Annotated in this window: 24 protein-coding genes, 2 tRNA genes and 3 rRNA genes; 13 read left to right on the forward strand and 16 right to left on the reverse strand. The window is 62.0% G+C overall.

Annotated features, from left to right (window positions below):
- The 6 genes from FYK34_RS14340 to FYK34_RS14365 form a co-directional block, all read right to left on the reverse strand.
- Positions 1-909: an ion channel gene (locus FYK34_RS14340; RefSeq protein WP_149297528.1), complete on the reverse strand. Its 909-nt coding sequence runs from the start codon at positions 907-909 to the stop codon at positions 1-3.
- Positions 910-1106: 197 nt separating this feature from the next.
- Positions 1107-1221: ribosomal RNA gene (rrf, locus tag FYK34_RS14345) — 5S ribosomal RNA — on the reverse strand.
- Between the two features lie 123 nt (positions 1222-1344).
- Positions 1345-4233 (reverse strand): 23S ribosomal RNA (locus FYK34_RS14350).
- Positions 4234-4486: 253 nt separating this feature from the next.
- A tRNA-Ala gene (locus tag FYK34_RS14355) sits at positions 4487-4562 on the reverse strand.
- Positions 4563-4648: 86 nt separating this feature from the next.
- A tRNA-Ile gene (locus FYK34_RS14360) sits at positions 4649-4725 on the reverse strand.
- A gap of 181 nt (positions 4726-4906) precedes the next feature.
- Positions 4907-6444: ribosomal RNA gene (locus tag FYK34_RS14365) — 16S ribosomal RNA — on the reverse strand.
- Together the 16S, 23S and 5S rRNA genes with 2 tRNA genes alongside form the textbook arrangement of a ribosomal RNA operon.
- A gap of 434 nt (positions 6445-6878) precedes the next feature.
- Here FYK34_RS14365 and nadB point away from each other — a divergent pair.
- Positions 6879-8465: an L-aspartate oxidase gene (nadB, locus tag FYK34_RS14370; protein ID WP_149297530.1), complete on the forward strand. Its 1587-nt coding sequence runs from the start codon at positions 6879-6881 to the stop codon at positions 8463-8465.
- An 80-nt stretch (positions 8466-8545) separates the two neighbouring features.
- Here nadB and FYK34_RS14375 read toward each other — a convergent pair whose 3' ends face one another.
- Positions 8546-9079: a cytochrome b gene (locus FYK34_RS14375; RefSeq protein ID WP_196782496.1), complete on the reverse strand. Its 534-nt coding sequence runs from the start codon at positions 9077-9079 to the stop codon at positions 8546-8548.
- Between the two features lie 30 nt (positions 9080-9109).
- Positions 9110-9499 (reverse strand): cytochrome b562, encoded by a 390-nt coding sequence (locus FYK34_RS14380; RefSeq protein ID WP_196782497.1) that lies wholly within the window; start codon positions 9497-9499, stop codon positions 9110-9112.
- Between the two features lie 245 nt (positions 9500-9744).
- Here FYK34_RS14380 and FYK34_RS14385 point away from each other — a divergent pair, with 245 nt between their 5' ends.
- Both FYK34_RS14385 and FYK34_RS14390 read left to right on the forward strand, forming a co-directional pair.
- The gene (locus FYK34_RS14385) at positions 9745-9987 is read left to right on the forward strand and encodes a hypothetical protein (protein ID WP_149297532.1); all 243 of its coding nucleotides are present in this window, start codon (positions 9745-9747) and stop codon (positions 9985-9987) included.
- Between the two features lie 21 nt (positions 9988-10008).
- A complete protein-coding gene (locus FYK34_RS14390) occupies positions 10009-10296 on the forward strand; it encodes a hypothetical protein (RefSeq protein WP_149297534.1) in 288 nt (95 codons plus the stop codon).
- Between the two features lie 6 nt (positions 10297-10302).
- Here FYK34_RS14390 and cysS read toward each other — a convergent pair whose 3' ends face one another.
- From cysS to ehuB, 5 genes are all read right to left on the reverse strand, one after another.
- Entirely contained in the window at positions 10303-11679 is a 1377-nt protein-coding gene (gene cysS / locus FYK34_RS14395) for a cysteine--tRNA ligase (RefSeq protein WP_149297536.1), read from the reverse strand.
- A gap of 190 nt (positions 11680-11869) precedes the next feature.
- The gene (gene ehuA, locus FYK34_RS14400) at positions 11870-12637 is read right to left on the reverse strand and encodes an ectoine/hydroxyectoine ABC transporter ATP-binding protein EhuA (protein ID WP_269203867.1); all 768 of its coding nucleotides are present in this window, start codon (positions 12635-12637) and stop codon (positions 11870-11872) included.
- 11 nt (positions 12638-12648) lie between these two features.
- Complete coding sequence (gene ehuD, locus FYK34_RS14405) at positions 12649-13341, reverse strand: ectoine/hydroxyectoine ABC transporter permease subunit EhuD (RefSeq protein ID WP_149297540.1); 693 nt, start codon at positions 13339-13341, stop codon at positions 12649-12651.
- Entirely contained in the window at positions 13341-13991 is a 651-nt protein-coding gene (gene ehuC, locus FYK34_RS14410; RefSeq protein WP_149297542.1) for an ectoine/hydroxyectoine ABC transporter permease subunit EhuC, read from the reverse strand. Before ehuC ends, ehuD begins: the two co-directional genes overlap by 1 nt.
- Positions 13992-14086: 95 nt before the next feature.
- Positions 14087-14947, reverse strand: a complete 861-nt coding sequence (ehuB, locus tag FYK34_RS14415) for an ectoine/hydroxyectoine ABC transporter substrate-binding protein EhuB (RefSeq protein ID WP_149297544.1) — start codon at positions 14945-14947, stop codon at positions 14087-14089.
- Positions 14948-15473: 526 nt separating this feature from the next.
- Here ehuB and FYK34_RS14420 point away from each other — a divergent pair.
- The 5 genes from FYK34_RS14420 to thpD are packed head-to-tail and all read left to right on the forward strand — an operon-like array spanning position 15474 to position 19076.
- On the forward strand, positions 15474-15992 hold the full coding sequence (locus tag FYK34_RS14420) for a MarR family winged helix-turn-helix transcriptional regulator (protein ID WP_149297546.1): 519 nt from the start codon (positions 15474-15476) through the stop codon (positions 15990-15992).
- Complete coding sequence (ectA, locus tag FYK34_RS14425; protein ID WP_149297548.1) at positions 15985-16482, forward strand: diaminobutyrate acetyltransferase; 498 nt, start codon at positions 15985-15987, stop codon at positions 16480-16482. The genes FYK34_RS14420 and ectA overlap by 8 nt, the downstream gene beginning before the upstream one ends.
- The gene (ectB, locus tag FYK34_RS14430; protein ID WP_149297550.1) at positions 16479-17771 is read left to right on the forward strand and encodes a diaminobutyrate--2-oxoglutarate transaminase; all 1293 of its coding nucleotides are present in this window, start codon (positions 16479-16481) and stop codon (positions 17769-17771) included. Before ectA ends, ectB begins: the two co-directional genes overlap by 4 nt.
- Positions 17768-18163: an ectoine synthase gene (locus FYK34_RS14435; RefSeq protein ID WP_149297552.1), complete on the forward strand. Its 396-nt coding sequence runs from the start codon at positions 17768-17770 to the stop codon at positions 18161-18163. The genes ectB and FYK34_RS14435 overlap by 4 nt, the downstream gene beginning before the upstream one ends.
- Before the next feature lie 10 nt (positions 18164-18173).
- Complete coding sequence (gene thpD, locus FYK34_RS14440; RefSeq protein WP_149297554.1) at positions 18174-19076, forward strand: ectoine hydroxylase; 903 nt, start codon at positions 18174-18176, stop codon at positions 19074-19076.
- Positions 19077-19116: 40 nt separating this feature from the next.
- Here thpD and FYK34_RS14445 read toward each other — a convergent pair whose 3' ends face one another.
- Positions 19117-20169, reverse strand: coding sequence for a patatin-like phospholipase family protein (locus FYK34_RS14445; protein WP_149297557.1), 1053 nt, complete (start codon positions 20167-20169; stop codon positions 19117-19119).
- 264 nt (positions 20170-20433) lie between these two features.
- Here FYK34_RS14445 and FYK34_RS14450 point away from each other — a divergent pair, with 264 nt between their 5' ends.
- Complete coding sequence (locus tag FYK34_RS14450; protein ID WP_149297559.1) at positions 20434-20868, forward strand: EamA family transporter; 435 nt, start codon at positions 20434-20436, stop codon at positions 20866-20868.
- A gap of 21 nt (positions 20869-20889) precedes the next feature.
- Here FYK34_RS14450 and FYK34_RS14455 read toward each other — a convergent pair whose 3' ends face one another.
- Both FYK34_RS14455 and FYK34_RS14460 read right to left on the reverse strand, forming a co-directional pair.
- Positions 20890-21672 carry a hypothetical protein gene (locus FYK34_RS14455; protein WP_149297561.1) on the reverse strand — a complete coding sequence of 261 codons (783 nt, stop codon included), beginning with the start codon at positions 21670-21672 and terminating at the stop codon, positions 20890-20892.
- A gap of 287 nt (positions 21673-21959) precedes the next feature.
- The gene (locus FYK34_RS14460; protein WP_149297563.1) at positions 21960-22448 is read right to left on the reverse strand and encodes an Lrp/AsnC family transcriptional regulator; all 489 of its coding nucleotides are present in this window, start codon (positions 22446-22448) and stop codon (positions 21960-21962) included.
- A gap of 126 nt (positions 22449-22574) precedes the next feature.
- Here FYK34_RS14460 and FYK34_RS14465 point away from each other — a divergent pair, with 126 nt between their 5' ends.
- From FYK34_RS14465 to istB, 4 genes are all read left to right on the forward strand, one after another.
- Positions 22575-23192: a LysE family translocator gene (locus tag FYK34_RS14465; RefSeq protein ID WP_149297565.1), complete on the forward strand. Its 618-nt coding sequence runs from the start codon at positions 22575-22577 to the stop codon at positions 23190-23192.
- Positions 23193-23252: 60 nt separating this feature from the next.
- Complete coding sequence (locus tag FYK34_RS14470; RefSeq protein ID WP_149297567.1) at positions 23253-24185, forward strand: IS5 family transposase; 933 nt, start codon at positions 23253-23255, stop codon at positions 24183-24185.
- A gap of 486 nt (positions 24186-24671) precedes the next feature.
- A complete protein-coding gene (istA, locus tag FYK34_RS14475; protein ID WP_149295553.1) occupies positions 24672-26162 on the forward strand; it encodes an IS21 family transposase in 1491 nt (496 codons plus the stop codon).
- Entirely contained in the window at positions 26155-26886 is a 732-nt protein-coding gene (gene istB, locus FYK34_RS14480) for an IS21-like element helper ATPase IstB (RefSeq protein WP_149295554.1), read from the forward strand. The genes istA and istB overlap by 8 nt, the downstream gene beginning before the upstream one ends.
- The last annotated feature ends 61 nt before the right edge of the window (positions 26887-26947 follow it).

The following is a 26947-nucleotide window of genomic DNA, read 5'->3' on the forward strand; positions in this document are numbered from 1 at the left end:
CTAGGCGTCGACATCGCGCAGGTCCCCCTCTTCAGGCCTCAGCGGATGGACTTCCTGCAAACGCAGGTAATCGACATGGTCGTTTTCGTCTTCGTCGGTATAAAGCAGATCGGCGAAAGCGTGATTCCAACGTATGTCTTGGTGCGGGAAAGCATGGCGCGCCACCATGGGTTGCAGCGTGGTTTCATCCATGCCGTTGATGGACAGAATCAGCTGCGCCTTCCCGGCCGCCAGGGCCGCGGCATCCAGCCCGTACAACGGGCTGCTTTCATCGATTTTATGCATCAGCGTCCAGCCCAATAAGAACATTGGGTGCTGATCGCGCGTCAACTGCAGATCAAGCAGCTTGCGAAACACAGCCCCATCCGCGCTGCGCTCATGCCGCAGCAAGCGCAAGCGCGCGCTGGCGTCGATGATGACATTGCTTCGAGCATTGGCCGCCCGCAGCATCAGTACCTGCTCGCCATTCAAGCTCCGCACCACCGGATGATTCGTAAACACGATGCGCGCGCGCGGCCGCGAGAAACGCGCAAACGTGACGCCGGTTATCAAGGCGATGCTCATCATGCCGATGAAAATCTCCAGCATGGAAATCCAGTGGCTATACAGCGTCTGCGGATGCATATCGCCATAGCCGACCGTGGCCAGCGTTTCCACGCTGAAAAAGAAAGCGCCGAGGAAACCCTGCGGAAACTGATTGGCAATGCCATTCGGCTGCAGCTGATAGAGGCCGGCAAACAACACATTCAAGGCGATGAAGGCCGCCGCGATGAACAAATAGAAGCGCGGCCAGCTGATGGTCATGCAGTAATGGTAAAGGTCTTGCGGCGAATGAGCTGGCAGATTATGGATGAACAGGCTGCGGCCACCCGCCTCTATGCGCCGCGCGCGTTTTTTGTCGTACTCCATCCCCGTCATCCCATATTCATCCGCAAGTTGCCGATTGTGTAAGGAACGGTGGCGCGGGTCAATCACGCGCCCATCGCGCTCATGCCGCGCAAACGCAAAGCCCCGGCAGGGCATCCTGTCGAGGCGGGTTGGGGTCGGCGCGCGGCGGCGCCAATGCACAAAGCCCAGCTCGGTTGAGCTGGGCTTCGGTATGGGGCGTCTGGCGGTGTCCTACTTTCACATGGCGAATGCCACACTATCATCGGCGCTAAGATGTTTCACGGTCCTGTTCGGGATGGGAAGGCGTGGGACCATCTCGCTAAGGCCACCAGACATAAACTTGTACAAACTCAAGAAGCCTGAGTTAGAGAGATTCTCTAACTCTGAATATTCGGTATCTGATCGTGTCGCACACACTCTATCTCGCGTCTTGGTCTCCCAAGCCACTCAAATGATAGGATCAAGCCTCACGAGCAATTAGTATCGGTTAGCTTCACGCCTCACAGCGCTTCCACACCCGACCTATCAACGTCCTGGTCTCGAACGACTCTTCAGGGAGGTCAAGCCTCCAGGGAAGTCTCATCTTCAGGCAAGTTTCCCGCTTAGATGCTTTCAGCGGTTATCTCTTCCGAACTTAGCTACCCGGCAATGCCACTGGCGTGACAACCGGTACACCAGAGGTTCGTCCACTCCGGTCCTCTCGTACTAGGAGCAGCCCCCGTCAAACTTCCAACGCCCACTGCAGATAGGGACCAAACTGTCTCACGACGTTTTGAACCCAGCTCACGTACCACTTTAAATGGCGAACAGCCATACCCTTGGGACCGGCTACAGCCCCAGGATGTGATGAGCCGACATCGAGGTGCCAAACACCGCCGTCGATGTGAACTCTTGGGCGGTATCAGCCTGTTATCCCCGGAGTACCTTTTATCCGTTGAGCGATGGCCCTTCCATTCAGAACCACCGGATCACTATGTCCTGCTTTCGCACCTGCTCGACTTGTCGGTCTCGCAGTTAAGCTACCTTTTGCCATTGCACTATCAGCACGATTTCCGACCGTACCTAGGTAACCTTCGAACTCCTCCGTTACACTTTGGGAGGAGACCGCCCCAGTCAAACTGCCTACCATGCACTGTCCCCAATCCGGATCACGGACCAAGGTTAGAACCTCAAACACACCAGGGTGGTATTTCAAGGACGGCTCCATCAGAACTAGCGTCCTGACTTCAAAGCCTCCCACCTATCCTACACAAGTCTGTTCAAAGTCCAATGCAAAGCTACAGTAAAGGTTCACGGGGTCTTTCCGTCTAGCAGCGGGGAGATTGCATCTTCACAAACACTTCAACTTCGCTGAGTCTCAGGAGGAGACAGTGTGGCCATCGTTACGCCATTCGTGCGGGTCGGAACTTACCCGACAAGGAATTTCGCTACCTTAGGACCGTTATAGTTACGGCCGCCGTTTACCGGGGCTTCGATCAAGAGCTTGCACCCCATCACTTAACCTTCCGGCACCGGGCAGGCGTCACACCGTATACGTCCACTTTCGTGTTGGCACAGTGCTGTGTTTTTGTTAAACAGTCGCAGCCACCGATTCTCTGCGACCTGTCAAAGCTTCATCCGCAAGGGACTACACCTCAACAGGCATACCTTCTCCCGAAGTTACGGTATCAATTTGCCGAGTTCCTTCTCCTGAGTTCTCTCAAGCGCCTTAGAATTCTCATCCTGCCCACCTGTGTCGGTTTGCGGTACGGTTCTTATGTAGCTGAAGCTTAGTGGCTTTTCCTGGAAGCGTGGTATCAGTCACTTCAGGTCCGTAGACCCTCGTTATCACTTCTCGGCCTTAAGGGGCGGCGGATTTGCCTACCACCCCAGCCTACCGGCTTGAACAGACTATTCCAACAGTCTGCTGACCTAACCTTCTCCGTCCCCACATCGCACTACATAAAAGTACGGGAATTTTAACCCGTTTCCCATCGACTACGCTTTTCAGCCTCGCCTTAGGGGCCGACTCACCCTACGCCGATGAACGTTGCGTAGGAAACCTTGGGCTTTCGGCGAGCGGGCTTTTCACCCGCTTTATCGCTACTCATGTCAGCATTCGCACTTCTGATATCTCCAGCATCCCTTACGAGACACCTTCACAGACCTACAGAACGCTCCCCTACCACGCACAGTAAACTGTGCATCCGCAGCTTCGGTTATCAGTTTGAGCCCCGTTACATCTTCCGCGCAGGACGACTCGACCAGTGAGCTATTACGCTTTCTTTAAATGATGGCTGCTTCTAAGCCAACATCCTGGCTGTCTAGGCCTTCCCACTTCGTTTACCACTTAACTGATCATTTGGGACCTTAGCTGGCGGTCTGGGTTGTTTCCCTCTTGACGATGGACGTTAGCACCCACCGTCTGTCTCCCATGCTTGCACTTTCCGGTATTCAGAGTTTGCCATGGTTTGGTAAATCGCAATGACCCCCTAGCCATAACAGTGCTTTACCCCCGGAAGTGATACATGAGGCACTACCTAAATAGTTTTCGGGGAGAACCAGCTATCTCCGAGTTTGTTTAGCCTTTCACCCCTATCCACAGCTCATCCCCTAGTTTTGCAACACTAGTGGGTTCGGACCTCCAGTGCGTGTTACCGCACCTTCATCCTGGCCATGGATAGATCACTCGGTTTCGGGTCTACGCCCAGCAACTCAATCGCCCTATTCGGACTCGGTTTCCCTACGCCTCCCCTATTCGGTTAAGCTTGCTACTGAACGTAAGTCGCTGACCCATTATACAAAAGGTACGCAGTCACGGAACAAGTCCGCTCCCACTGTTTGTATGCATCCGGTTTCAGGTTCTATTTCACTCCCCTCCCGGGGTTCTTTTCGCCTTTCCCTCACGGTACTGGTTCACTATCGGTCGATCATGAGTATTTAGCCTTGGAGGATGGTCCCCCCATCTTCAGACAGGATTTCTCGTGTCCCGCCCTACTTCTCGACTGCTTAGTTCTTGCGATGCGTTTTCGTGTACGGGGCTATCACCCACTACGGCTGGACTTTCCATTCCATTCCACTAACGCAACTCATAACACAGTCAGGCTGTTCCGCGTTCGCTCGCCACTACTTACGGAATCTCGGTTGATTTCTTTTCCTCGAGTTACTTAGATGTTTCAGTTCACTCGGTTCGCCTCCTCTGACCTATGGATTCAGTCAGGGATCTCCTTGCGGAGGGGTTTCCCCATTCGGACATCGCGGGATCAAAGCTCTATTGCCAGCTCCCCCGCGCTTTTCGCAGGCTTACACGTCCTTCATCGCCTATGATCGCCAAGGCATCCACCAGATGCACTTAGTCGCTTGACCCTATCATTTCAGTAACCTAAATTACCGCAACAACAGAGAGTGTTTGTGCGACGACTGCACCGCCCCTTTTGATATGGCGACGCAGCCTTAGATACAATCAAATACCCAAGATGACGATTTGTTGATGCACAGAATTAACTCTGCATCTTCATCTCGCCGTCTTTATATATTCGGCTTCTTCAGTTTGTTAAAGATCGGGCGTTTATACAACGCAAACAGAATCCAACTCTTCCGAATTCGATTTTGTTTGCGATGGTGGAGGATGACGGGATCGAACCGACGACCCCCTGCTTGCAAAGCAGGTGCTCTCCCAACTGAGCTAATCCCCCTCTTTTTGGGTGATGCTGCGTTGCTCAGTCGCTCATGTGCATAAGCACATGTCGCTCCTTCGCGCCTTGCCTGACCCAAAAAATACTGGTGGGTCTGGTAGGACTCGAACCTACGACCCCTGCGTTATCAACACAGTGCTCTAACCAGCTGAGCTACAAACCCAGTAGTCGTTTGATACCACATCCTTTTCGATCAAAATCAAGCAGATCCAGGCGAAAGCTGACGACGTGTACATCGAGTACACGAGGAAGCTTTCAACGCAGAGCTGCGCCGATTTTCATCGAAAATGCCCTTAACTTGAATAACCGATAGGCTGTAAGTACTTGGCGATCGCCTTCTCTAGAAAGGAGGTGATCCAGCCGCAGGTTCCCCTACGGCTACCTTGTTACGACTTCACCCCAGTCATGAATCCCACCGTGGTAAGCGGCCTCCTTGCGGTTAGCCTACCCACTTCTGGTGAAACTCACTCCCATGGTGTGACGGGCGGTGTGTACAAGACCCGGGAACGTATTCACCGCAGCATGCTGATCTGCGATTACTAGCGATTCCGACTTCACGCACTCGAGTTGCAGAGTGCGATCCGGACTACGATCGGTTTTCTGAGATTAGCTCCACCTCGCGGCTTGGCAACCCTCTGTACCGACCATTGTATGACGTGTGAAGCCCTGCCCATAAGGGCCATGAGGACTTGACGTCATCCCCACCTTCCTCCGGTTTGTCACCGGCAGTCTCATTAGAGTGCCCAACTGAATGATGGCAACTAATGACAAGGGTTGCGCTCGTTGCGGGACTTAACCCAACATCTCACGACACGAGCTGACGACAGCCATGCAGCACCTGTGTTACGGCTCCCTTTCGGGCACCAAGATATCTCTACCAAGTTCCGTACATGTCAAGAGCAGGTAAGGTTTTTCGCGTTGCATCGAATTAATCCACATCATCCACCGCTTGTGCGGGTCCCCGTCAATTCCTTTGAGTTTTAACCTTGCGGCCGTACTCCCCAGGCGGTCAACTTCACGCGTTAGCTACGCTACCAAGGATTCAAACCCCCAACAGCTAGTTGACATCGTTTAGGGCGTGGACTACCAGGGTATCTAATCCTGTTTGCTCCCCACGCTTTCGTGCATGAGCGTCAGTGTCATCCCAGGGGGCTGCCTTCGCCATCGGTATTCCTCCACATCTCTACGCATTTCACTGCTACACGTGGAATTCTACCCCCCTCTGACGCACTCTAGTCGTGCAGTCTCCAATGCCGTTCCCAGGTTAAGCCCGGGGCTTTCACATCAGACTTGCACAACCGCCTGCGCACGCTTTACGCCCAGTAATTCCGATTAACGCTTGCACCCTACGTATTACCGCGGCTGCTGGCACGTAGTTAGCCGGTGCTTATTCTTCAGGTACTGTCATCCCCCAGCGGTATTAGCGCTAGGGATTTCCTCCCTGACAAAAGTCCTTTACAACCCGAAGGCCTTCTTCAGACACGCGGCATGGCTGGATCAGGCTTGCGCCCATTGTCCAAAATTCCCCACTGCTGCCTCCCGTAGGAGTCTGGGCCGTGTCTCAGTCCCAGTGTGGCGGATCATCCTCTCAGACCCGCTACTGATCGTCGCCTTGGTGAGCTCTTACCTCACCAACTAGCTAATCAGACATCGGCTGCTCGTATAACGCGAGGTCTTTCGATCCCCCGCTTTCCCCCTCAGGGCGTATGCGGTATTAATCCGGCTTTCGCCGAGCTATCCCCCATTACACGGTACATTCCGATGCATTACTCACCCGTTCGCCACTCGCCACCAGGAGCAAGCTCCCGTGCTGCCGTTCGACTTGCATGTGTAAAGCATGCCGCCAGCGTTCAATCTGAGCCAGGATCAAACTCTTCAGTTCAATCTCATAGCAATTTTCTGGCACGCAAGTTCAAAGAAATAAACAAGTATCTCTTGTCTCTTGCAGTGCAAGTATTTGGCTTTCACCAAGCACTTACACCTATCGGTTATTCGTTCTGTTAAAGAGCAGTGCCGGACGCCGTTTTCGTCGCACCGGAAACCGTTTCGTTTCCGCCGTTTCGTTCGCTGCGTCAGCTGAGGAGGCGAACTATACGCCCGGGCCTAAACCTCGTCAACACCTTTTGCGAGAAAAAATCAGAAAAACCGCCCCGCCGCAGTCAAGATCTCAACAACCCAATGATTCAAAAAACAATATGCAATAAGGTTATTCTGCGCCAAGTCATGCAAGCTCACGCTCGGCTACGCTGGAAGTGTCGATTCTGCTACGCTGACATGCAATTGGCACGCGATGTGCCTGCCGTGGACACTCTATATATGCTCAAATTCGATGTTTTGATTATCGGCAGCGGCTTGGCGGGGATGACGCTGGCGCTGCACCTGGCGGAAACCCGCAAAGTCGGCCTGATCACCAAGCGCGATTTATTGGAAGGCAGCTCCACCTATGCCCAGGGCGGCATCGCCGCCGTGCTGGATACCGAAGACTCGGTGGAGGATCACATCCGCGATACCTTGATCGCCGGCGCCGGCCTGTGCAATGAAGACACCACCCGCTTCATCGTGGAGCACTCCAAGGAGGCCATAGACTGGCTGATCGGCCTGGGCGTGCCCTTCACCCGCGACGACGAACACCAGACCGGCTACCACCTGACGCGCGAAGGCGGCCACAGCCATCGCCGCATCATCCACGCCGCCGACGCCACCGGCGCGGCGGTGACCAGCACGCTGGGACAGAAGATCAAGGCTCACCCCAACATCACCGAGCTGGAACACTATATCGCGATTGATCTGATCACCTCGCAGAAGCTGGGCAAGCCCGGCAAGCGCGCCTATGGCGTTTACGCCTTGGACAAGGATCTCGACCAGGTGGTGACCATCGCCGCCCAGCACACCATTCTGGCCTCGGGCGGCGCCGGCAAGGTCTACCTCTATACCACCAATCCGGACACCGCCACCGGCGACGGCATCGCCATGGGTTGGCGCGCCGGCTGCCGCGTCGGCAATATGGAATTCATGCAGTTCCACCCGACCTGCCTCTACCACCCGCACGCCAAGTCCTTCCTGATATCGGAAGCCGTGCGCGGCGAGGGGGGCATCCTGAAGCTGCCGGACGGCACCCGCTTCATGCCGCAACACGATCCACGCGGCGAACTGGCCCCGCGCGACGTGGTGGCGCGCGCCATCGACTTCGAGATGAAAAAACACGGCCTGGACTGCGTGTATCTGGACATCTCTTATAAGCCTGCGCAATTCATCAAGGAACATTTCCCCAATATCTACGCCCATTGCCTGGAGCTGGGCATAGACATTACCCAGCAACCGATACCCGTGGTGCCCGCGGTGCACTTCACCTGCGGCGGCATCGTCACCGACCTGGCGGGCCGCACCGACGTGGAAGGCCTGTACGCAGTGGGCGAAGTGGCGCATACCGGACTGCACGGCGCCAACCGCCTGGCCAGCAACTCGCTGCTGGAGTGCCTGGTGATAGGCAAGGCGGCGGCGGAAGACATCCAGTCCGCCGCGGCCATCAAGCTGCCGGCCATTCCCGACTGGGACGATAGCCGCGTCGCCGATCCGGACGAAGAAGTGGTGATCTCGCACAACTGGGACGAGCTGCGCCGCGCGATGTGGGACTATGTCGGCATCGTCCGCACCAACAAGCGGCTGGCGCGCGCGCTGCATCGCATTGAACTGCTGAAGGGCGAAATTGACGAGTACTACAGCAACTTCCATGTCAGCAATGACTTGATCGAACTGCGCAACCTGGTGGAAACCGCGGAGCTGATCGTGCGCTCCGCCATGCTGCGCAAGGAAAGCCGCGGCCTGCATTACAGCCGCGACTACCCGGACCTGCTGCCCGAGGCCCTGGATACCGTACTGACGCCGTCCAAGCGAGGAGAATAAGGCGGCGCAAAGCAACAACGGCCACCCTGGGGTGGCCGTTGTTCATGATGTCTTGACGGGCGTCACGGTCCGCCCCGGCATCAGCGCCGCAGCGACGGCAGGATGCGGCCGAGGACGCTTTCATTGTGCAGCAACTGATGCGCCACCGCGGCGCAAACGTGCGCCGCCACCAGCGCGGCCAAGCCATAGGCCACCATCGCGTGCCAGTCGCCCAGGGTTTCCGACCAGTCCGCGTTGCGGCTCATCAGCGTCGGCAAGTTCACCAGGCCGAACACGCTCACGGCGTGGCCGGCGGCATTGGTCTTCAGCCAGCCCAGCAGCGGGATGGCGAACATCGCCACATAAAGCAGGCCATGCACGGCCTTCTCTCCCAAATAGGAGGCGGTGCCCGCCTCATTGACCGAAGCCGGCAGCCGCTTGCGGCTTCTCAGCTTATTGACCAGCCTGGCCACGGCCAGCAGCAACACCAGCGCGCCTAGGGATTTATGCAATGCCATCAGCTCCATGGCATCGTCCAGCATCCAGCCTATGGCCAGATTGCCCAGAATCGCCGCAGCCAGCAGCCAATGGAACAGGCTGACGGAGAGAGGGTAACGCTTGGGGGAGTGCATCATGGAATCCTCCTTGTCTCACACGTCCTGCAATCAGTTCAGCAGATGGTGATAATGCCGCTTGGTGCGGTCCGCCAATTGCAGCGCGCTCTTGGCCGCGGTCAGATCGCCCGCCTTGGCTTCGCGTTCCGCCGCATCCAGATTCTGCTGCAGGGCCTGCATGCCCTGCTTGTAGGTTGCGGCGTCGCCGCTGTAAGCCAGACGGCTGGCGCTCTGCGCATCCAGACGCAAGCGCTCCAGTTGCTTGGAAAACTCGGGCAAGGTGGCGCTGCCCATCGCTTCCCTCATGGCCGACTTCATATCCTTCATCACTTGCTTCAGCTCGCCGGCCTGGGCCAAAGGCGCATGCAGCAAGGAAAAACAAAAGATGGGCGCGATCATCGCCGCCCTGCCGGCCAGGCGAAACCAGAGACTGCTCGTCATGGCGAATTCCTCCATTCCAGTGAGTGATGCCTGCAGCTTATCTCCCCAACATTAAGCCGGACTTAAGCGTGCTGCCGCGCCAAGGCCATGCAAACAGAATGTAAGAATTTTTCGCCAAAGCATAGAATTGCCGATGAAGTGTGAAATGCGCAGAACCGACGCCGCCGAGCCGCCTCTGAGTCATGACATGCCAATCCGGCCCGCGCCCGCTTCGCCGTCAACCTTTCATCCCATCCGGAGCCCACATGGTCAAACTGACCCCTCTCCTCATCGCCGCGCTAGGACTGGCGCTGCTGGCGCCGTTCGCCACGGCTGGCGTCCTAGGCAAAAAAGAAGCCTCCGCCGCCGATGGCACGGCCCGCGGCCGCCGCATCGTCCAGAATCAAGCGCTCGGCCGGGCACTGGACAAGAACCCGCTCGGCATCGCCGCCCTCCGCCGCCTGGGTGACAAGCGCGCCGAGGCGTCCGGCCACGCATCCAACCGATAAACCGCAAGGACTCTGCTTATCATGCCCACCCGCTTCCGAAAAAAAACCTTGATCGCCGCCGTGATCGCGCTGCTGGCCGCCGGCGCCCTCTACCTGCATCTGCGCGCCACCCTGCTGGCGAAAGACATCAGCGAGATGAATCAGAGCCCGCTGTGGAAAACCAGCTCCTTGGTGCTGCTCCACGCCGACGAGCGCGAAGCGCTCCGCCGCTTCACGGAGGACAAGCACAGCAACTGGCACAAATTCTTCACCCTGGCCGGCGGCATGACGGTCCGCCAGGTCATCGAGCGCGGCCAGGCCATGCCTTGAGGCGGCTCAGGCGGGCTGCAGCGTCTGGCCTTCCGCCTCGTCCCGCACCAGATAGCCCATCGCCAGCAAGGCGTCTCGCAGACGGTCCGCCTCCGCCCAATCGCGCCGCGCCCTCGCCGCTACGCGCGCGTCGGCCAGCGCCTGCGCCTCGCGCGGAATCGTTTGCGCCGGAGGCCGCCAGCCGTCCAGGCCCAGCCCCAGCAGGCGATCGCACTGGCGCAGCGTGGCTTTTTTGTCCGCGTCCGCCCGCTCGCTCTTGACCAGTCCCCACGCCAGCGCCAGCGCGCGCGGCGTGTTCAGGTCCTGGTTGATCTCGCCGGCGAAAGCCTCGACAAAGTCCTGGTCCGCCACGCCACCGTCCGGCCAGGACGCATACAGCCGGCGCAGCTTGTCCAAGGCTAGGCTGGCGCCGTCCAAGGCCTCCCAGCTGAAACTCATCTGTTTGCGGTAATGCGCCGTCAGGTTCAGATAGCGATAGGCCAGCGGATCGTAGCCGCGGTCGATCAAGGTCTGCAGCCGCAGGAAATCGCCGCTGGACTTGGACATCTTGGCGTCGTCCAGTTGCAGGAAATAGCCGTGCATCCAGAAATTGGCGGCGCGGGTGCCGTGGCAGCCCATGCTCTGCGCGATCTCGTTGCTGTGGTGCACCGGGATGTGGTCCTCGCCGCCGCAGTGAATGTCGAACCACGGTCCCAGGTGCTTGGCCGACATGGCCGAGCACTCGATATGCCAGCCCGGAAAACCCCGGCCCCAGGGGCTGTCCCACTCCATTTGCCTTTGCTGCCCGGCGGGGCTGAGCTTCCACAGCGCGAAATCCGTGGCGTGGCGCTTGTCGCCCCGCTCCACGCGGGCGCCGGCTTGCAGGCCCTCGCGGTCCAGCCGGGCGAGATGGCCGTAATCGTCCAGCCGCGAGGTGTCGAAGTAAACGCCGTCGGCCGTGCGATAGGCATAGCCCTTGCGCTCCAGCTCGGCGACATAGTCGATCTGCTCGGCGATATGCTCGGTCGCCTTGCACCAGAGCGTGGGCGGCAGCGCGTTCAAGGCCGCCAGGTCTTGCTGGAAGGCTTCGGTGAAGCGCTGGGCGATCTCCCAGGCCGAGACGCCGCCGGCGCGGCGGCTGCCCGCCTCCATCTTGTCCTCGCCGTCGTCGCCGTCGGACACCAGATGGCCGACGTCGGTGATATTGACCACGTGGCGCACCGCGTAGCCGTTGAATTCCAGCGCGCGGCGCAGCGTATCCTCGAACAGATAGGTGCGCAGATTGCCGATATGGGCGTAGTCGTAAACCGTCGGGCCGCAGCAGTACAGGCCGACGCTCCCCGCTTGCAAGGGCGTGAACGGGCGGACGGCGCGATGCCAGGTATCGTATAGATGCAGCTGCATGATGGCTCCAGACATGAAAAAGGCCGCCGGGTGGGACACGCGGCGGCCGAGGGCAATGGAAGGCGTATGCTAGACGCGCGCGGTCCCCGGCCGTGTCGGACAACACGGTTGCAGGCGGGCGATGCGCATATCATTCCTGTTCATGCTATCGATAGTATGGCCCGGTCTGAGAACCGTCAATCCGCGCCCTTCAATCGTCCGGATGCAGCACCGCGCGCAGGAAGTCCTGGGTGCGCGGATGGCGCGGCGCGCTGAATATCTGCTCCGGCGGCCCCTGCTCGCACACCGCGCCCTGATCAAAGAAGCAGATGCGGTCCGAAATGCGCTGGGCGAAGTCCATCTGGTGCGTCACCAGGATCATGGTCAGGTCGTGCTCGTCGCTGAGCCGGTGGATGACCTTGAGCACATCGCCCACCAGCTCTGGGTCCAGCGCGCTGGTGGGTTCGTCGAACAGCATGATCTGCGGCCGCATCGCCAGGGCGCGGGCGATGCCGACGCGCTGTTGCTGGCCGCCGGACAGCTGCGGCGGAAACTTGTCGGCCTGGTCGGACAGCCCCACCGTTTCCAGCAAGGCGCCGGCCCGCTGCCGCGCCTCGCGCCGGGACAGGCCCAGCACCCGCACCGGCGCCTCGGTCAGATTGCGCATCACCGTCATGTGCGGAAACAGGTTGAACTGCTGGAACACCATGCCCATTTTTTGCCGCATCCGCCGCAAGTGGGCCTCGCCGGCCGGCGCCAGCATGCCGCCCCGCTTCTCGTGCCATAGCGGTTCGCCATCGACGAACACCACGCCCTCGTCTATCGGCTCCAGCGTCATCAGCACCCGCAGCACGGTGGACTTGCCGGAGCCGGACGGCCCGATGATCGTCACTTTCTCGCCGCGCCTGACCTCGAAATCCAGCTCGCGCAGCACGGGAAAATCGCCGAAGCGCTTGCTCACCTTGTCGAAACGTATCAGTACCTCGTCGTTCATCTCAATGCGATTCCTCTCTTGGGCAGCCGCCGGTCCAGCGCCCGGATCAGCAGGGACGCCAGCACGGTCAGGATCAGATACAGCGCGCCCACCATGGACAGCGGGATCAGGTACTGGAAGGTGCGGTCGCCTATGATCTTGGCCACGCCCAGCATTTCCGGCACCGTCACCACCGACAGCACCGGCACGTCCTTCATGATGGAGATCAGGTAATTGCCCAGCGCCGGCACGATGCGCGGCAGCGCCTGCGGCAACACCACCCAGATGAAGGTCTGCCGCTTGCTGAGGTCCAGCGCCTTGGCCGCCTCGGTCTGCCCGCGCGGCACCGCCTCCAGGCCGGCGCGGTACACCTCGGAGGTGTAGGCGCTGTATTGCAGGCCCAGGGCGATGGCCCCGGTCAGGAAGGCCGGCAGCAAAATGCCGTAGTCCGGCAGCACGAAGTACAGAAAGAACAGCTGGATCAGCAACGGCGTGTCGCGCAGGAACTCCACCAGCGCGCCGGCCGGATAAGACACCGCGCGCAAGGGCGAGGCGCGCAGCGCGGCGAACGCCAGCCCCAAAACCGCCGCGATGGCGAAGCCCAGGACCGCGGCCTGCAGCGTCGCCCACATGCCATGCAGCAAGATGGGCAGGATGGACCAGGCGAAGGCCCAGTTGGACGACACGTCCCATTCATGGCCAAACAGCATCAGCCGGCCCTCCTGGTTTTCCAGCGGCCCATTCGCCGCTCCATGCGCTTGAACAGCGCCGCCAGCAGCAGCGCCATGCCGAAGTAGATCAACAGGGTCAGGCTGTAGATCTCGGCGCTGCGCTGGCTCAGATTGCGCAGGCTTTCGGCGCGGAAGGCCAGGTCGCTCAGCGTGATCAGCGACACCAGCGCGGTGTCCTTGAGGTTTTGCACCGCCAGATTGCCGAAGGGCGGCAGCATTTCCGGCAGCGCCTGCGGCAGGGCGACATGCCACATGGCCTGGCGCGGCGTGAAATTCAGCGCTCTGGCCGCCTCATGCTGCGCCTTGGGCACCGCCTGCACCGCGCCGCGCACCACTTCCGCGCCGTAGGCGCCGATATTCAGCGCCAGCGCGGCCACGCCGGCCGTCATCGGCTCCAGCGTGAGGCCCAGCAAAGGCAGGGCGAAGAAAATCCAGAACAGCTGCACCAGCAAGGAGGTGCCGCGAAACACCTCGATATAAACGGTGGACAACAGGCGCGCGGCGGCGTGGCGCGACAGCTTGCCCAGGCCGAAGCCGAAGGACAAGGCCGCGCCCAACGCGCTGGAATAGATCGCCAGCAGCGCGGTCACCTGTGCCCCGGCCAGCAGGCTAGACAGGGTTTCCCACATCGGGAGCAGTTTCCTTATCGTCGCGCGGCGCTCCGCGCAGGGCGCGCGAAGGCCGCAGGAGGGAGAAGGCCGCGCAGGCGGCGGCCACGGCGCGCTTACTTGCCGGCGCAGAGGGCCGGTGTGGTCTTCTTGGCGGAGCCGTCAATGTCGGCCTGGGAGAAGCCGTACTTGAGCAGAATCTGCTTCCACTCCGGCGTTTTCTTGAACGCCTCCAGCTGGCGGTTGAACGCGTCGCGGAAAGCGGAGGACGACTGGCTGAAGGTGAAGCCGCCCCAGCTGCGCGCGGGCTTGCCGTCGATGACCGGATCTTCAAACGGCGCGGCGGACTGCACCTTGTCGCTCTTGCTGGCCAGATTGCCCACGGTCAGGCTGGTGGCGGCGTAGGCCGCCGCCCGGCCCGTCGCCACGGTGGAAATGGCGTCGGCGTTGCTGTTGATGGTGACCAGATTGGCCTCCGGCACGCCCAGCTTCTGCATCATGTCCAGCTGGTCCGCGCCGGCCATGATGGCCACCTTGCGGCTGGCGGTCTTGAAATCGCCATAGCCGTGGATTTGGCCGGGATTGCCGGCCGGCACCAGCAGGCCTTCGCCGTAGCTGGTGTTAGGTTCGGAGTACAGCACCTGCTTGCAGCGGGCCGGCAGGATGGCCATTTCCGCCGCCACCATGTCGAAACGGCCGGCCTTCAGGCCCGGTATCAGCGCGCCGAACTGCGTGACCACCCACTCGACATCCTTGAAGCCCATCCGCTTCAGCACCGCCGCCGCCACCGCCGGCCCCGCGCCCTCGGCCTCGCCCTTGGCGTTCATATAGCCGTAAGGCATTTCGTTGGCGACGGCGACCCGGACATAGCCGCGGTCCTGGATCTGCTTCATGGTGACGGCCTGGGCCGGCCCGGCCAGAACGCTGCCCAACGCGATGGCCATGCCGGCCGTGATCAACTTCGCTCCGTGGCGCATGGTGCTCCCTCCTCCTGTCTGAAACTGCATGAAATGCCGGCGCTTCGAAACGCTGGCGTCTAGCCCTCCTGAGGCAAAATTCGCGGCTGATAAGCGCCGCCTAAAATTCACGCTAAATGAATCGCTTGGTACATGCAACATCTGTTGGCAATTTCGTCGAATGCGCAACATGTTGCAAAAATCCAATTTTCGGGCGGGGATTTTTCTCAATTCAAATATGCCAAATAAATAAACAAGGCACGGCAGATCCCAATGCCTCGACCTGCCGATTCGACCGCATCGCCCGCCCTTAGGCGCGATCCGCGCCGCGCGCCGCCCCCGCGCCGCAAACTGAATCAGCGGAAAGCGGCTTGGCCGATGGCCGCCGCGCAGCCCGTCCAAACTACCCTTTCTCGGCCGATTTCGCGGCTTGCCGGCCGCGCCACACCGCCCTTTCCGGTTTACATCCCGTTTTCTTTGTGTTTAATTTTATAAAGATTCGCATGCGAATCATGAGTACCTGAATGACCTATACGGATTTGCCGCCATGCCCGAACACGATATCGACCTGCGCATTCTCAAGGCCCTGCGCCGCATCATCCGCAGCGCGGAACAGCACTCCAAGGCGCTGCTGGACAAGCACAACGTCACCGCGCCGCAGCTGATCTGCCTGCGCGAGCTGGTGGCAGAAGGCGCGCAGCCGGTGCTGGCGCTGGCGGAGCGCGTCGGCATGAGCGCCAGCACCGTGGTCGGCATCGTGGACCGGCTGGAACAGCGCCAGTTGGTGACCCGCCGCCGCGATCAGGAAGACCGCCGCCTGGTGTGGATAGCGCCGACCGAGCTGGGCAACGCGCTGGCCAACAGCGACGCCTCGCCGCTGCAATACCAGCTGGCGCTGTCGCTGGCGCAACTGCCGCTGGACGAACAACTGACCATCGCCGCCTCGCTGGAGCGCGTGGTGGCCCTGATGGACATGAAGCCGTACCCGGCTTCCACGCTGCCGGACATCGCGCCGGCGCCCCTGCCACTCCCGGAAGAAAAGGAGGCCCCCACCCTTGATGGATAAACAATTGATCCTGCGCGCGCCGGCCGTCGAAGACGGACCCCGCCTGTTCGATTTGATACGGCACTCGCCGCCGCTGGAACTCAACTCCCCTTACGCCTACCTGCTGATCGCCGATCATTTCGCCGACACCACCGTCGTGGCCGAGCGGCAGGGCCGGCTGGTGGCCTGCCTCACCAGCTACTTCCGTCCCGGCCAGGCCGACACGCTGTTCATCTGGCAAGTGGCGGTGGCCCCCGGCGAACGCGGCCAGGGCCTGGCCAAGAAAATGCTGGACGCGCTGATCCGTCGCCACGCGCCGCTTTGGCTGGAAACCACCATCTCCCCTTCCAATCGCGCTTCGCAGCGCATGTTCCGCAGTTGGGCGGAACACCGGCATTACCCCCTGCATCACGCCGCGGGCTACCCGGCCGCGCTATTCGGCCAGCAGCCTCACGAAGAAGAAGTGCTCTACCGCTTCGGTCCACTCACCTCTCAGGAGACCACGGCATGAACCTCTCCACCTTCGACCGCCTCGAATCCGAGGTGCGCGGTTATATCCGCGCCTTTCCCACCGTCTTCCGCCAGGCGCAGGGCGCCAGGCTGATAGACGAAGACAACCGCAGCTACCTCGATTTCTTCGCCGGCGCCGGCAGCCTCAACTACGGCCACAACGAAGCCGGCCTCAAGCAAGCGCTGAACGATTATCTGCTGGACGACGGCATCGTCCACGGGCTGGACATGGCCACCTCGGCCAAACGCCGTTTTCTGGAAACCTTCGAGGCGCTGATCCTCAAGCCGCGCGGCCTGCGCTACAAAACGCAGTTCACCGGCCCCACCGGCACCAACGCGGTGGAGGCCGCGCTGAAGCTGGCGCGCCAGGTCACCGGCCGCAGCAATGTGGTGTGCTTCACCAACGGCTTCCACGGCGTGACCGGCGGCGCGCTGGCCGCCACCGGCAACCGCAAGTTCCGCGACGCCGCCGGCATGCCGTTGGCCAACACCACCTTCCACCCCTACGACGGCTATCTGGACGGCGGCGCCGATTCGGCCGAGCTGCTGGCCAAGCTGCTGGACGACCCCAGCAGCGGCCTGGACAAGCCGGCCGCCGTGTTGCTGGAAACGGTGCAGGGAGAAGGTGGCGTCAATGTGGCCGGCTTCACCTGGCTGCGCCGCATCGAAAAACTGTGCCGCCAGCACGGCATGCTGCTGATCGTCGACGACATCCAGGTCGGCTGCGGCCGCACCGGCCATTTCTTCAGCTTCGAGCCGGCCGGCATCCGTCCCGACATCGTCACCCTGTCCAAATCGCTGAGCGGCTTCGGCCTGCCCATGTCCATCGTGCTGATCCGGCCGGACATCGACATCTGGCAGCCCAGCGCGCACAACGGCACTTTCCGCGGCAATAACCTGGCCTTCGTCACCGCCACCGAAGCCCTGTTGAAATACTGGGTGGACGACCGTCTGTCCAAGGCCACGCTGGCCAAGGGCGAGCGCGTGTCGCGCCGGCTGCGCGCGCTGGCCGACGCCCACCCGGCGCTGGGGCTGAGCGTGCGCGGCCGCGGCCTGATCCAGGGCCTAGTCTGCCGCGACGGCGAGAGCGCCGACATCATCAGCGAAGAGGCCTTCCGCCTGGGCCTCATCATCGAAACCTCCGGTCCGCGCGGCGAAGTGGTCAAGCTGCTGCCGCCGCTGACCATCAGCGACGCGGAGCTGGACGCCGGCCTCGACATCCTGGAACAAGTCGTCGCCGCCCTGGCCGCCGCCCCGGCCCGCACTCAAGCCAAGGAGATGCAAGCATGATCGTCCGCCACCTGCAACAACTGTTAGGCACCGCCCGCGACGTGGACGGCGGCAACTGGATCAGCCGCCGCCTGCTCACCGCCGACGACGGCATGGGATTTTCCATGCACGACACCATCATCAAGGCCGGCACCGAAACCCCGATCTGGTACAAGCACCACCTGGAGGCCGTGTACTGCATCTCCGGCAAGGGCGAAATCGAACTGACGGAAACCGGCGAAACCTTCGCCATCGAGCCCGGCATGCTCTACGCCCTGAACCTGCATGACCGCCACCTGCTGCGCGCCAGCGAGACTCTGCATCTGGTCTGCGTGTTCAACCCGCCGGTCACCGGCCGCGAAGTGCACGACGAGGACGGCGCCTACGCGCCCAGCCCCGCCGCCGTGGACTAAGGGGATGGAGATGCGCATCCACTACCCCACCCGCACCGCGGCGGAACCGGCCATCCTCAAACGGCTGGACCCGGTCTGCTGGCCCGACGCGCCGGTCTGCGCGCTGACGGCCGAGCAGAAAGACAGCTTCGAGCGCGACGGCTTCCTGCTGCTGCCCGGCCTGTTCCGCGACATCGAGATCCAGCAGATGCAAGCGGAAATGCAGCGCCTGCTGAGCGACCGCGACCTCGCCCGGCGCCCGGAAGTCATCCGGGAGGCCGGCAGCCAGGCCGTGCGCTCGGTGTTCGCCGCGCACAAGCTGAGCCCGCTGTTCTCCCGCCTGGTGTCGGACCGCCGGCTGATCGACGTGGCCCGCGATCTGCTGGCCGACGAGGTCTACATCCATCAGTCGCGCGCCAACTTCAAGCCCGGCTTCCACGGCAAGGACTTCTACTGGCACTCGGACTTCGAGACCTGGCACGCCGAGGACGGCATGCCGCGCATGCGCGCCGTCAGCTGCTCCATCCTGCTGGCCGACAACAGCCGCTTCAACGGCCCGCTGTTCCTGGTGCCCGGCTCGCATAAGGACTTCATCTCCTGCGTCGGCGCCACGCCGGACGAGCACTACAAGGACTCGCTGGTGGCGCAGAACATAGGCGTGCCCGATCCGCTGTCGCTGCGCTTCCTGGTGGACAAGGGCGGCCTGGCCTCGGCCGAGGGCCAGGCCGGCGCCGTGCTGTTCTTCGACTGCAACACCATGCACGGCTCCGCGTCCAATATCTCGCCCTACCCGCGCAGCAATCTGTTCTTCGTCTACAACAGCGTGAGCAACCAGCTGCAGCAGCCGTTTTACGCCAGCCATTCCCGGCCGGAATACATCGCCGCGCGCGATGGCGTGAAACCGCTGCCGGTGCTGGACAACGCCTTCGCCTAGCGCCCAGGCCCCGCCGGCCGCGGGGCCTTTTCCGCGCGCCTCATCCCGGCCCGGCGCAAGCGAAATCCGGCAGGAAGCGCCGGTCGATGTCCACGCTGGCCATACGCCCCACCTTGCCGCCATGCTCGGCCAGCCAGGCTTGCGCCGCCGCCCGGCCCTCGTCGCGCAGCCAGGTCAGAAACGGCGCATAGGTCAGCGCGCGGCTGGACGCGTCCAGGCCGGCCAGCGGCTCATGCGCCTCTATCAGATGAAAACGCGCGGCCCGCAGCCGCCGCTCCAGCCGGCCGCGCCACAGCGCCGGTCCATCCGCCATGTCCCGCATCAGGGCGAACAAGCGCATCTCGCGCAGGAAGGCGCTGTTGAAGCCAAGCAAGGCGGCCCGCCGCTGGATGTCCTCCGCCGTGCGCGGCGTCTCGCCATGCGCCAGCGGGGCCAGCATCACCAATAGAATGTCATCGCTGCGGCAGAACTTGAACAAGGGAAACACCGCCGGATTGGCGGAGAAGCCGCCGTCCCAATACGGCTCGCCATCTATCCACACCGCCTGCTGCAAGGAGGGCAGGCAAGCCGAAGCCAGCAGCGCGTCGGCGCTGAGGTCGGCGTTGCGGAACAGCCTCAGATGGCCGCTATTGGCATGAGTGGCCGCCACGAACAGCTGCGCCGGGCAGGCGCGGCGGATGCGCTCAAAGTCGAACAGGCCCTCGACGATGCCGCGCAGCGGATTGTAATCGAGCGGATTGAGCTGATAGGGCGAAAACCACTGGCTCAGCCGCAGCGCCATGGCCAGGGCCGGCGGCGCGGCGGAATCGGCGCGCAGCGGCAGCGGCCGCGACATCTCTTGCGGCAGGCTCTCTCCCACCCGGCCCCAAAAGGCGGCCAGCGTTTCCCGCGCCTCGTCCGGCCCGCCGCCGCTCAGGCCATGCGCCACGGCCGTCGCGTTCATCGCGCCGGCGCTGCTGCCGCTGAGCCCGTCAAAATGATGGATGCCCGCCTCCAGCAGGGCGTCCAGCACGCCCCAGGTGAAGGCCCCATGCGCGCCGCCGCCCTGCAGGGCCAGGCTGAGCGCGGGTCTGCCCGCTCTTCGCGTCGTCATCGCCGCCCCAATTTGTTGCATTGCACAAAGCATGGCACGGCCACGCTCCCAGCTCAAGGCAATATGGCGCCCCGATTCACGCACGCTGCCAACCACGCACGGCGATTTTCTTGCGCGCGCCATGCGGCGAAACCAGACCAACCGTACAAGCTGGCCCATGTGGAATGGCTGCCCCATGACGCGGCCGCGCGTTTGCCGGTAAAGTGGGAACGCGCGCCGGCCGCGGCTGGCGCTTGTCTTCCATTCCCGCAAGCAAAGGCCATCATGTTCGCCACATCCGGCTGGTTTCTATGGGCCGCGCTGTCCGCGGTGTTCGCCGCGCTGACCGCCATCTTCGCCAAGATAGGCATCAAGGGCGTGGATTCCGACCTCGCCACGCTGATCCGCACCGGCATCATCGGCCTGGTGCTGTCGCTGTTTGTCTGGCTCACCGGCAAATGGAGCAATCCGCTATCCCTGTCCGGCAAAACCTGGCTGTTCCTCGGCCTGTCCGGCATCGCCACCGGCCTGTCCTGGGCCTGCTACTTCCGCGCGCTGCAAATAGGCGACGCCTCCCAGGTGGCGCCTGTGGACAAGTTCAGCCTGGTCCTGGTGGCCGTGTTCGCCGCGATATTCCTGGGAGAGCGGCCCGTCCCGCGCGAATGGCTGGGCATAGGCCTGGTGGCCGCCGGCGTGCTGGTGCTGGCGTTCAAGCGCTGACGCCGCCGCGCGCGGAAGCGATCAATCTAGCTGCGGATGGGAAGCGGCCGGCATGGCGGGGGCTTGGCGCAAGAACTGCAAGTGCCTGTCCAGCATCTGCTTGCCGTCCACGCCGTTTTGCGGCTTCTTATAGGTCACCCAACGGTAGCGCTTCATCTCCTGATCGCCGCTCTGCGCCTCGGCCGTGGTGACGGCGATCTCGCTGAATGGGCAGAAATGGAAGCTGAGCGGGCACTGGGTGTAGGTCTGCTCGCAATCCGGCCCCTTAGGCCGGGTGTCGGACGATGCTGAGAACATGCCGATGCCGGCCTCCAGCAAGACGCCTACCAGCTGGGCGCTCACCGGCAGCGGCTGGCCGGCCGCGGCGCGGGCCACTCCCACCTGCTCCGTCACAAAGCCCGAGCCCTTGCCGGTGGAGAAAGGCGTGGCGTTGAGCCGGGACAGCAGGCTGCCGCCGGCCGAGCCCAGGCATTGCAGATTTTTCAGATGAAAGCGGCTGATGGATTCGCCTCTCAGCGCCTCGTCGCCCGTCAATTTGCCGCCCAGGTCATCGAACGCGGCCAGATATTGCGTAGAGACGACTACCTCGGCCTGCTCTTTCGAGCTTAAGGCCACACGGTACGGCGCCAGCAGCGCTTGCTCCGCCTCCAGCAGGGCTGGCGTCTCGCCCGCCAGATAGACCTTGCGCCCGGCCAGTTGCTTAAGGTTCAGGTCGCCGCCGGCGAAGCTGGCGACGCTCAGTTCATCAGCCTGACAGGAGAAAGCGAAGACGGCGCAAGCCGCAACGAGTACAGAACGAAACATCGCCATAGCCAAAACCCCATAGAGTTGGAGATTTGACCGATTATGCGCTTGGACTACTTGGCACAGCCAGCCCCCCTGCAGCCCGGCCGGCCGGATGGCGGCCGGCGCGCAAGGCTGTCGCCAAGCCTTCCGCCTCGCCGCGTTGGACAACGGCCCCTGGCAAGCCTTTGCCTAGTGGCAGGGACAAGCAACCGCAAAACCGCTTGGCCACGAGCGCAGCGAAGGCTGATTCGTACGGATTGCAGTAAGGGCGCGGCGATCAGGCGCGGTGCAAGCGCTCGCCGCGCTCAAGCCTCAGAGGCCCTCAGCGGCAGCCGGCTTGGCGTCTTCACTTCGCGCAAGGACAGGCTCGAGCGGATGGACGACACGCCGGGCAGCTCACGCAGCACGTCCCGCACAAAAACGCCAAAGGCCTCCAGGTCTTCGGCCACCACTTGCAGCAGATAGTCGCACTCGCCGGTCAGGTTGTGGCAGGACAATACCTGCGGGATGGCCTGCAGCATTTCCTCGAAGCGCAAAGGCGCGTCGCCGGTATGGCTGCCGAAACCGACCTGCACGAAGGCCAGCACGCCATAGCCCAGCTTCTTGCGGTTCAGCACCGCCCGGTAGCCCTCGATATAGCCCTCGCCCTCCAGCCGTTTCAGCCGGCGCCAGCATGGCGTTTCGCTCAGCGACACCTGCTCGGCCAGCTTAGCATTGGACAGGCGCCCGTCCTGCTGCAACAGGTCCATCAAGGCAAGGTCCACAGTATCCAGCCCAGTTTTTAAAGGATTCATTTCGTATTGTGAAAATACAGGAAAGAGTCTTCTAAAATCTAACCCATCCACGCAAGAGAAAGCAAAGCAATTTCAGCGCGCCAGGCGCACACTAGCCGCATTGTTTCCCCTGCCCCGGAGCCTGCCATGCTGTCCCTGTCCGCGCTGTCGCTATACCTTGCCGCCCTGGTCGCCGTCTATGTCTTGCCGGGGCCGGACATGGCCATGGTGATGGCCACCTCGGCCAGCCGGGGCGTCGGCGCGGGCCTGCTGACCGCGCTAGGCATCGCCGCCTCGCGCTTCCTGCACGTGATGATGTCCGGGCTGGGCCTGGCCGCCCTGATGGCCACCCACCCCATGCTGTTCAGCGCGGTGCGCTGGATAGGCGCCGGCTACCTGCTGTGGCTGGCCTGGAAAGTGATACGCGCCCAGCCCGCGCCGGCCGATGCGCCACCCGCCGCGGAGTCCACTCGCGCCGCCATCGCGCGCGGCTTCCTGACCAATCTGCTCAATCCCAAAGCCCTGATGTTCTGCGCCCTGTTCCTGCCGCAATTCGTCTCGCCGGCGCATGGCGCGCTGCTGCCGCAATTCGCGCTGCTAGGCGCGATCCTGGTCGCGGTTGGATTGTCATTCGACACCGCCTACGCCTTCGCTGCCAGCGGCCTGGCCCGCCGCCTGCAGGGCCGCCGCCCGGCAGCCAAGCTGCAAAAAAGCTTGCTGGGCGGCGTGTTCGTCGCCATGGCCGGCCGGCTGATCTTCGGTTAAGGCACTGGATGGGCTTTGTTGCACAAATGACCCTCCCCGCAGGCGGGGTAGAATGACGGCATGAGTAAGCCCACCCCGCCCAAGTACAAGACCACTAACTGGAAGACCTACAATGCTGCGCTCAAGGCGCGTGGGTCGCTGATGATCTGGTTGGACCGTGATATGCGCTGGCATGGCTCTGCACTCGGCAAACGCGGAAGGACACCGACCTTCAGCGATGCCGCCATTCAGTTCTGCCTGACGATCAAATGCCTGTTCAATCTTGCGCTCCGACAGGCCGTGGGTATGGTGCAAAGCCTGCTCAAACTGGCGGGGCTGGACTGGCTAACGCCGGACTACAGCACCGTGTGCCGGCGGCAAAAGCATTTGCAGGTAGCCATTCCTTGCCGTCCAACCACGACCGGGCTGCACCTGTTGATCGACAGCACCGGCATCAAGATGATGGGTGAAGGCGAATGGAAAACGAAGAAACACGGCGCGGAGTACCGCCGTCAGTGGCGCAAAGTGCACTTGGGCATTGATGCGCAGACGCTGGAAATCCGGGCGATTGAAGTGACCGACAACGCGGTGGGCGATGCGCCAATGTTGCCGGAGTTGCTGGACCAGATTCCTGCGGGGGAAAGGATTGCTGCAGTCAGTGGCGATGGTGCCGACGACACCAAAGGCTGCCATGAAGCGATTGCCAAGCGAAAAGCCGAGGCGGTGATTCCTACCCGGAAGAATGCCAAGCCGTGGAAGGAAAATCGGTTGGGCGCCCATGTCCGAAACGAGATACTGCGTGCTACCCGGCTCCTGGGACGAGCGATCTGGAGGAAATGGAGCGGTTACCATCGCCGCAGCCTGGTGGAAACCAAGATGCGCTGTTTCAAGCTGCTGGGCGAGCGGGTGATGGCAAGGGACTTCGACCGTCAAGTCGCAGAGCTCCAAGTGAGAGCGGCGATCTTGAACCGCTTCACGCGGCTCGGGACGCCGATGACGGTGCGCATGCCATAAATCCGTCTGGGGAAAGGGGCTTTGCATGCCGAAGCCTATTTATGCAACAAAGCCGCTTCGTGCCGTAAATCATGAAGGCGCAGATCTTGAAGAAATGGATCTGACTTGATCTTGTCGATGGCTTGGCCTTCTGCAAAACCCTTGGCCATTAGCGAGGTCTTCTGTCCGATCTCATATTCCGTTCTTGCCCGTGTGACAGCACGGCTAAAGGCTCGAGAAACAGCGTCCGGCGTTAATGTGAAAATCCGGCCATCCATCTGGCGCGGGAGGCCGTTGAAAGCCTCGATGGCTTTGCTGGACAGAGGGACGTCCCTTGCAGACCCATTCTTGGTATCCGCTAGACGCGCGACTCTCTTTTTGACATCTACATGTTAAACAGCGTGCAAAAGTGACCAGGTTCCCGGGGTAAACAGCGTCCAATTTTGACCACCCCGGGCATGTGCCACACTTCGTCTTTTTGGCGAGGGCAAACCTGGAGTGATTTGCATGGAAACCATCGGCAAGATCCGACGCCGTCACCTGGTGGGCAACGAGAGCATCAGCGCTGTTGCCCGCTCCCTCAACCTCTCCCGCAACACCGTCAAGAAATACCTCAAGGCCACCACCGCCCCGCAATATCAGCGCCAGCCGCGCCATCCCAGGCTCGGCGCCTTCATGGACACGCTGAACGCCTGGCTCAAGCGCGATAGCCAGCTCCCCAAGGCCCAACGCCGTACCGCCCGCCGCCTGTTCGAATGCCTGCAGGCCGAGGGGTACAGGGGCGCCTACGACAGCATCCAGCGCCACGTCAAAGCCTGGAAGGCCGCTCAGCCCGGCACGCTCACCCCAAAGCAGGCTTTCGTCCCGCTGCTCTTCGCGCCCGGCGAAGTTTGCCAATTCGATTGGAGCTACGAGCAGGTGGTGCTCGGCGGTATCGCCCAGACCATCAAGCTGGCGCACTTCCGCCTGGCTTATAGCCGCCAGCCTTTCGTCATCGCCTATCCGCGCGAAACCCAGGAAATGGTGCTGGACGCTCACGTCCAGGCTTTCGCCTTCTTTGGCGGCGCGCCGCGCAAGGTGATCTACGACAACCTCAAGGCAGTGGTGGACGCCATCTTTACCGGCAAGTCCCGCCGTTTCAACAGCCGCCACCTGGCTTTGGCCAATCACTACCTGTTCGAGCCGGTGGCCTGCACGCCGGCATCGGGCTGGGAGAAAGGGCAAGTGGAGAATCAGGTCGGCAATATCCGGGAATGGCTGTTCACGCCCACCCCGCGCTTTGCCGACTTCGCGGCGCTCAATGCCCATCTGGCGCAACGCTGCCGCGAACTGGGGCAACGCCAACACCCGCACCAGCCGGTGACGGTGGCCGCAGCCTGGGCAGACGAGCGGCAGCAGCTGACGCCGATCGCCATGCCGTTCGACAGCTATGTGGAGCAGGCGCTGCGCGTCTCCAGCACCTGCCTGGTGACGATAGAGCGCAATCGTTACAGCGTGCCGGCGCAATGGGCGGGCAAGGTGGTGTCGGTGCGCGTCAGCGCTGGCCAGATCCGCGCCGTCGCCGACGGCGCCGAGATCGCCTGCCACGACCGTCGCTTCGGGCGGGATCAGTGGATCTGCGAACCCTGGCACTACGTGCCGATCCTGCAAACCAAACCCGGCGCCTTGCGGCATGGCCGGCCCTTTGTCGAATGGGTGCTGCCGGCGGCGATTGAAACCGTGCGCCAGGCGCTGATGAAAGAAGCCAAAGGCGATCGGGCCTTCGCCGATCTGCTGCTGGCCGCGCGAGAAACCGGCCTGGAAGCGCTGGAAGTGGCCTGCCAGCTGGCGCTGGAGCACAAGGCTATCAGCGCGCCCATCATTCTGAATGAGCTGCGCCGGCTGACCGAACCCGCCCGTCCGGCAGCGTTGAGCGTGATGGAGAACTTGCAGCTGAAAGAAGCGCCGGCGGCGAACTGCGCGCGTTACGACCAGTTGCTGGAGGGCTGCCATGACTGATCCCCTGAGCAAACTGAAAGCGCTGAAGCTGTACGGGATGGCCAGCGCCTGGGGAGAACTGATGGCCGAACCCCGCCGCCAACCTTTGACCGGCGAAGCGATGCTGCTGCGACTGTTGGAGGCGGAACAGGCCGACCGCCAAGCGCGCAGCCTGAGCTACCAGATGAAAGCCGCGCGCTTCCCGCACCACCGAGATCTGACAGGCTTTGACTGGGCGGAAAGTCCGCTGCAGTCAGACAGATTGACCGCGCTGGCCGGCGGCGACTACCTGGCGGAAGCGCGCAACCTGATTCTGGTGGGCGGCACCGGGACGGGCAAAACCCACCTGGCGACAGCGCTGGGGGTGGCGGCGATCCATCAGAGCAAGCGGGTGCGGTTCTATAACGCGGTGGACCTAGTCAATCTGCTGGAGCATGAAAAGCGCGCCGGCAAAGCCGGGCACCTGTCGCGTCAACTGATGCTGATGGACGCGGTGATCCTGGACGAGCTGGGCTACCTGCCGTTTCCGGAATCAGGCGGCGCGCTGCTGTTTCACCTGATCAGCCAGTTGTACGAGAAGACCAGCCTGATCGTGACGACGAACCTGAGCTTCGGGGAATGGGTGAGCGTGTTCGGCGACGCGAAGATGACGACGGCGCTGCTGGACCGGGTGACGCACCACTGCGACATTCTGGAGACGGGGAACGATTCCTACCGGTTCAAGAAGCGCCGGAAAGCGGTCTGATGCCTGGTCAAAATTCAACGCTGACAGGTGGTCAAAATTCGACGCTGATTGACATGTATGC

It is taken from the genome of Chromobacterium paludis, from assembly GCF_008275125.1.
Classification (GTDB): domain Bacteria; phylum Pseudomonadota; class Gammaproteobacteria; order Burkholderiales; family Chromobacteriaceae; genus Chromobacterium; species Chromobacterium paludis.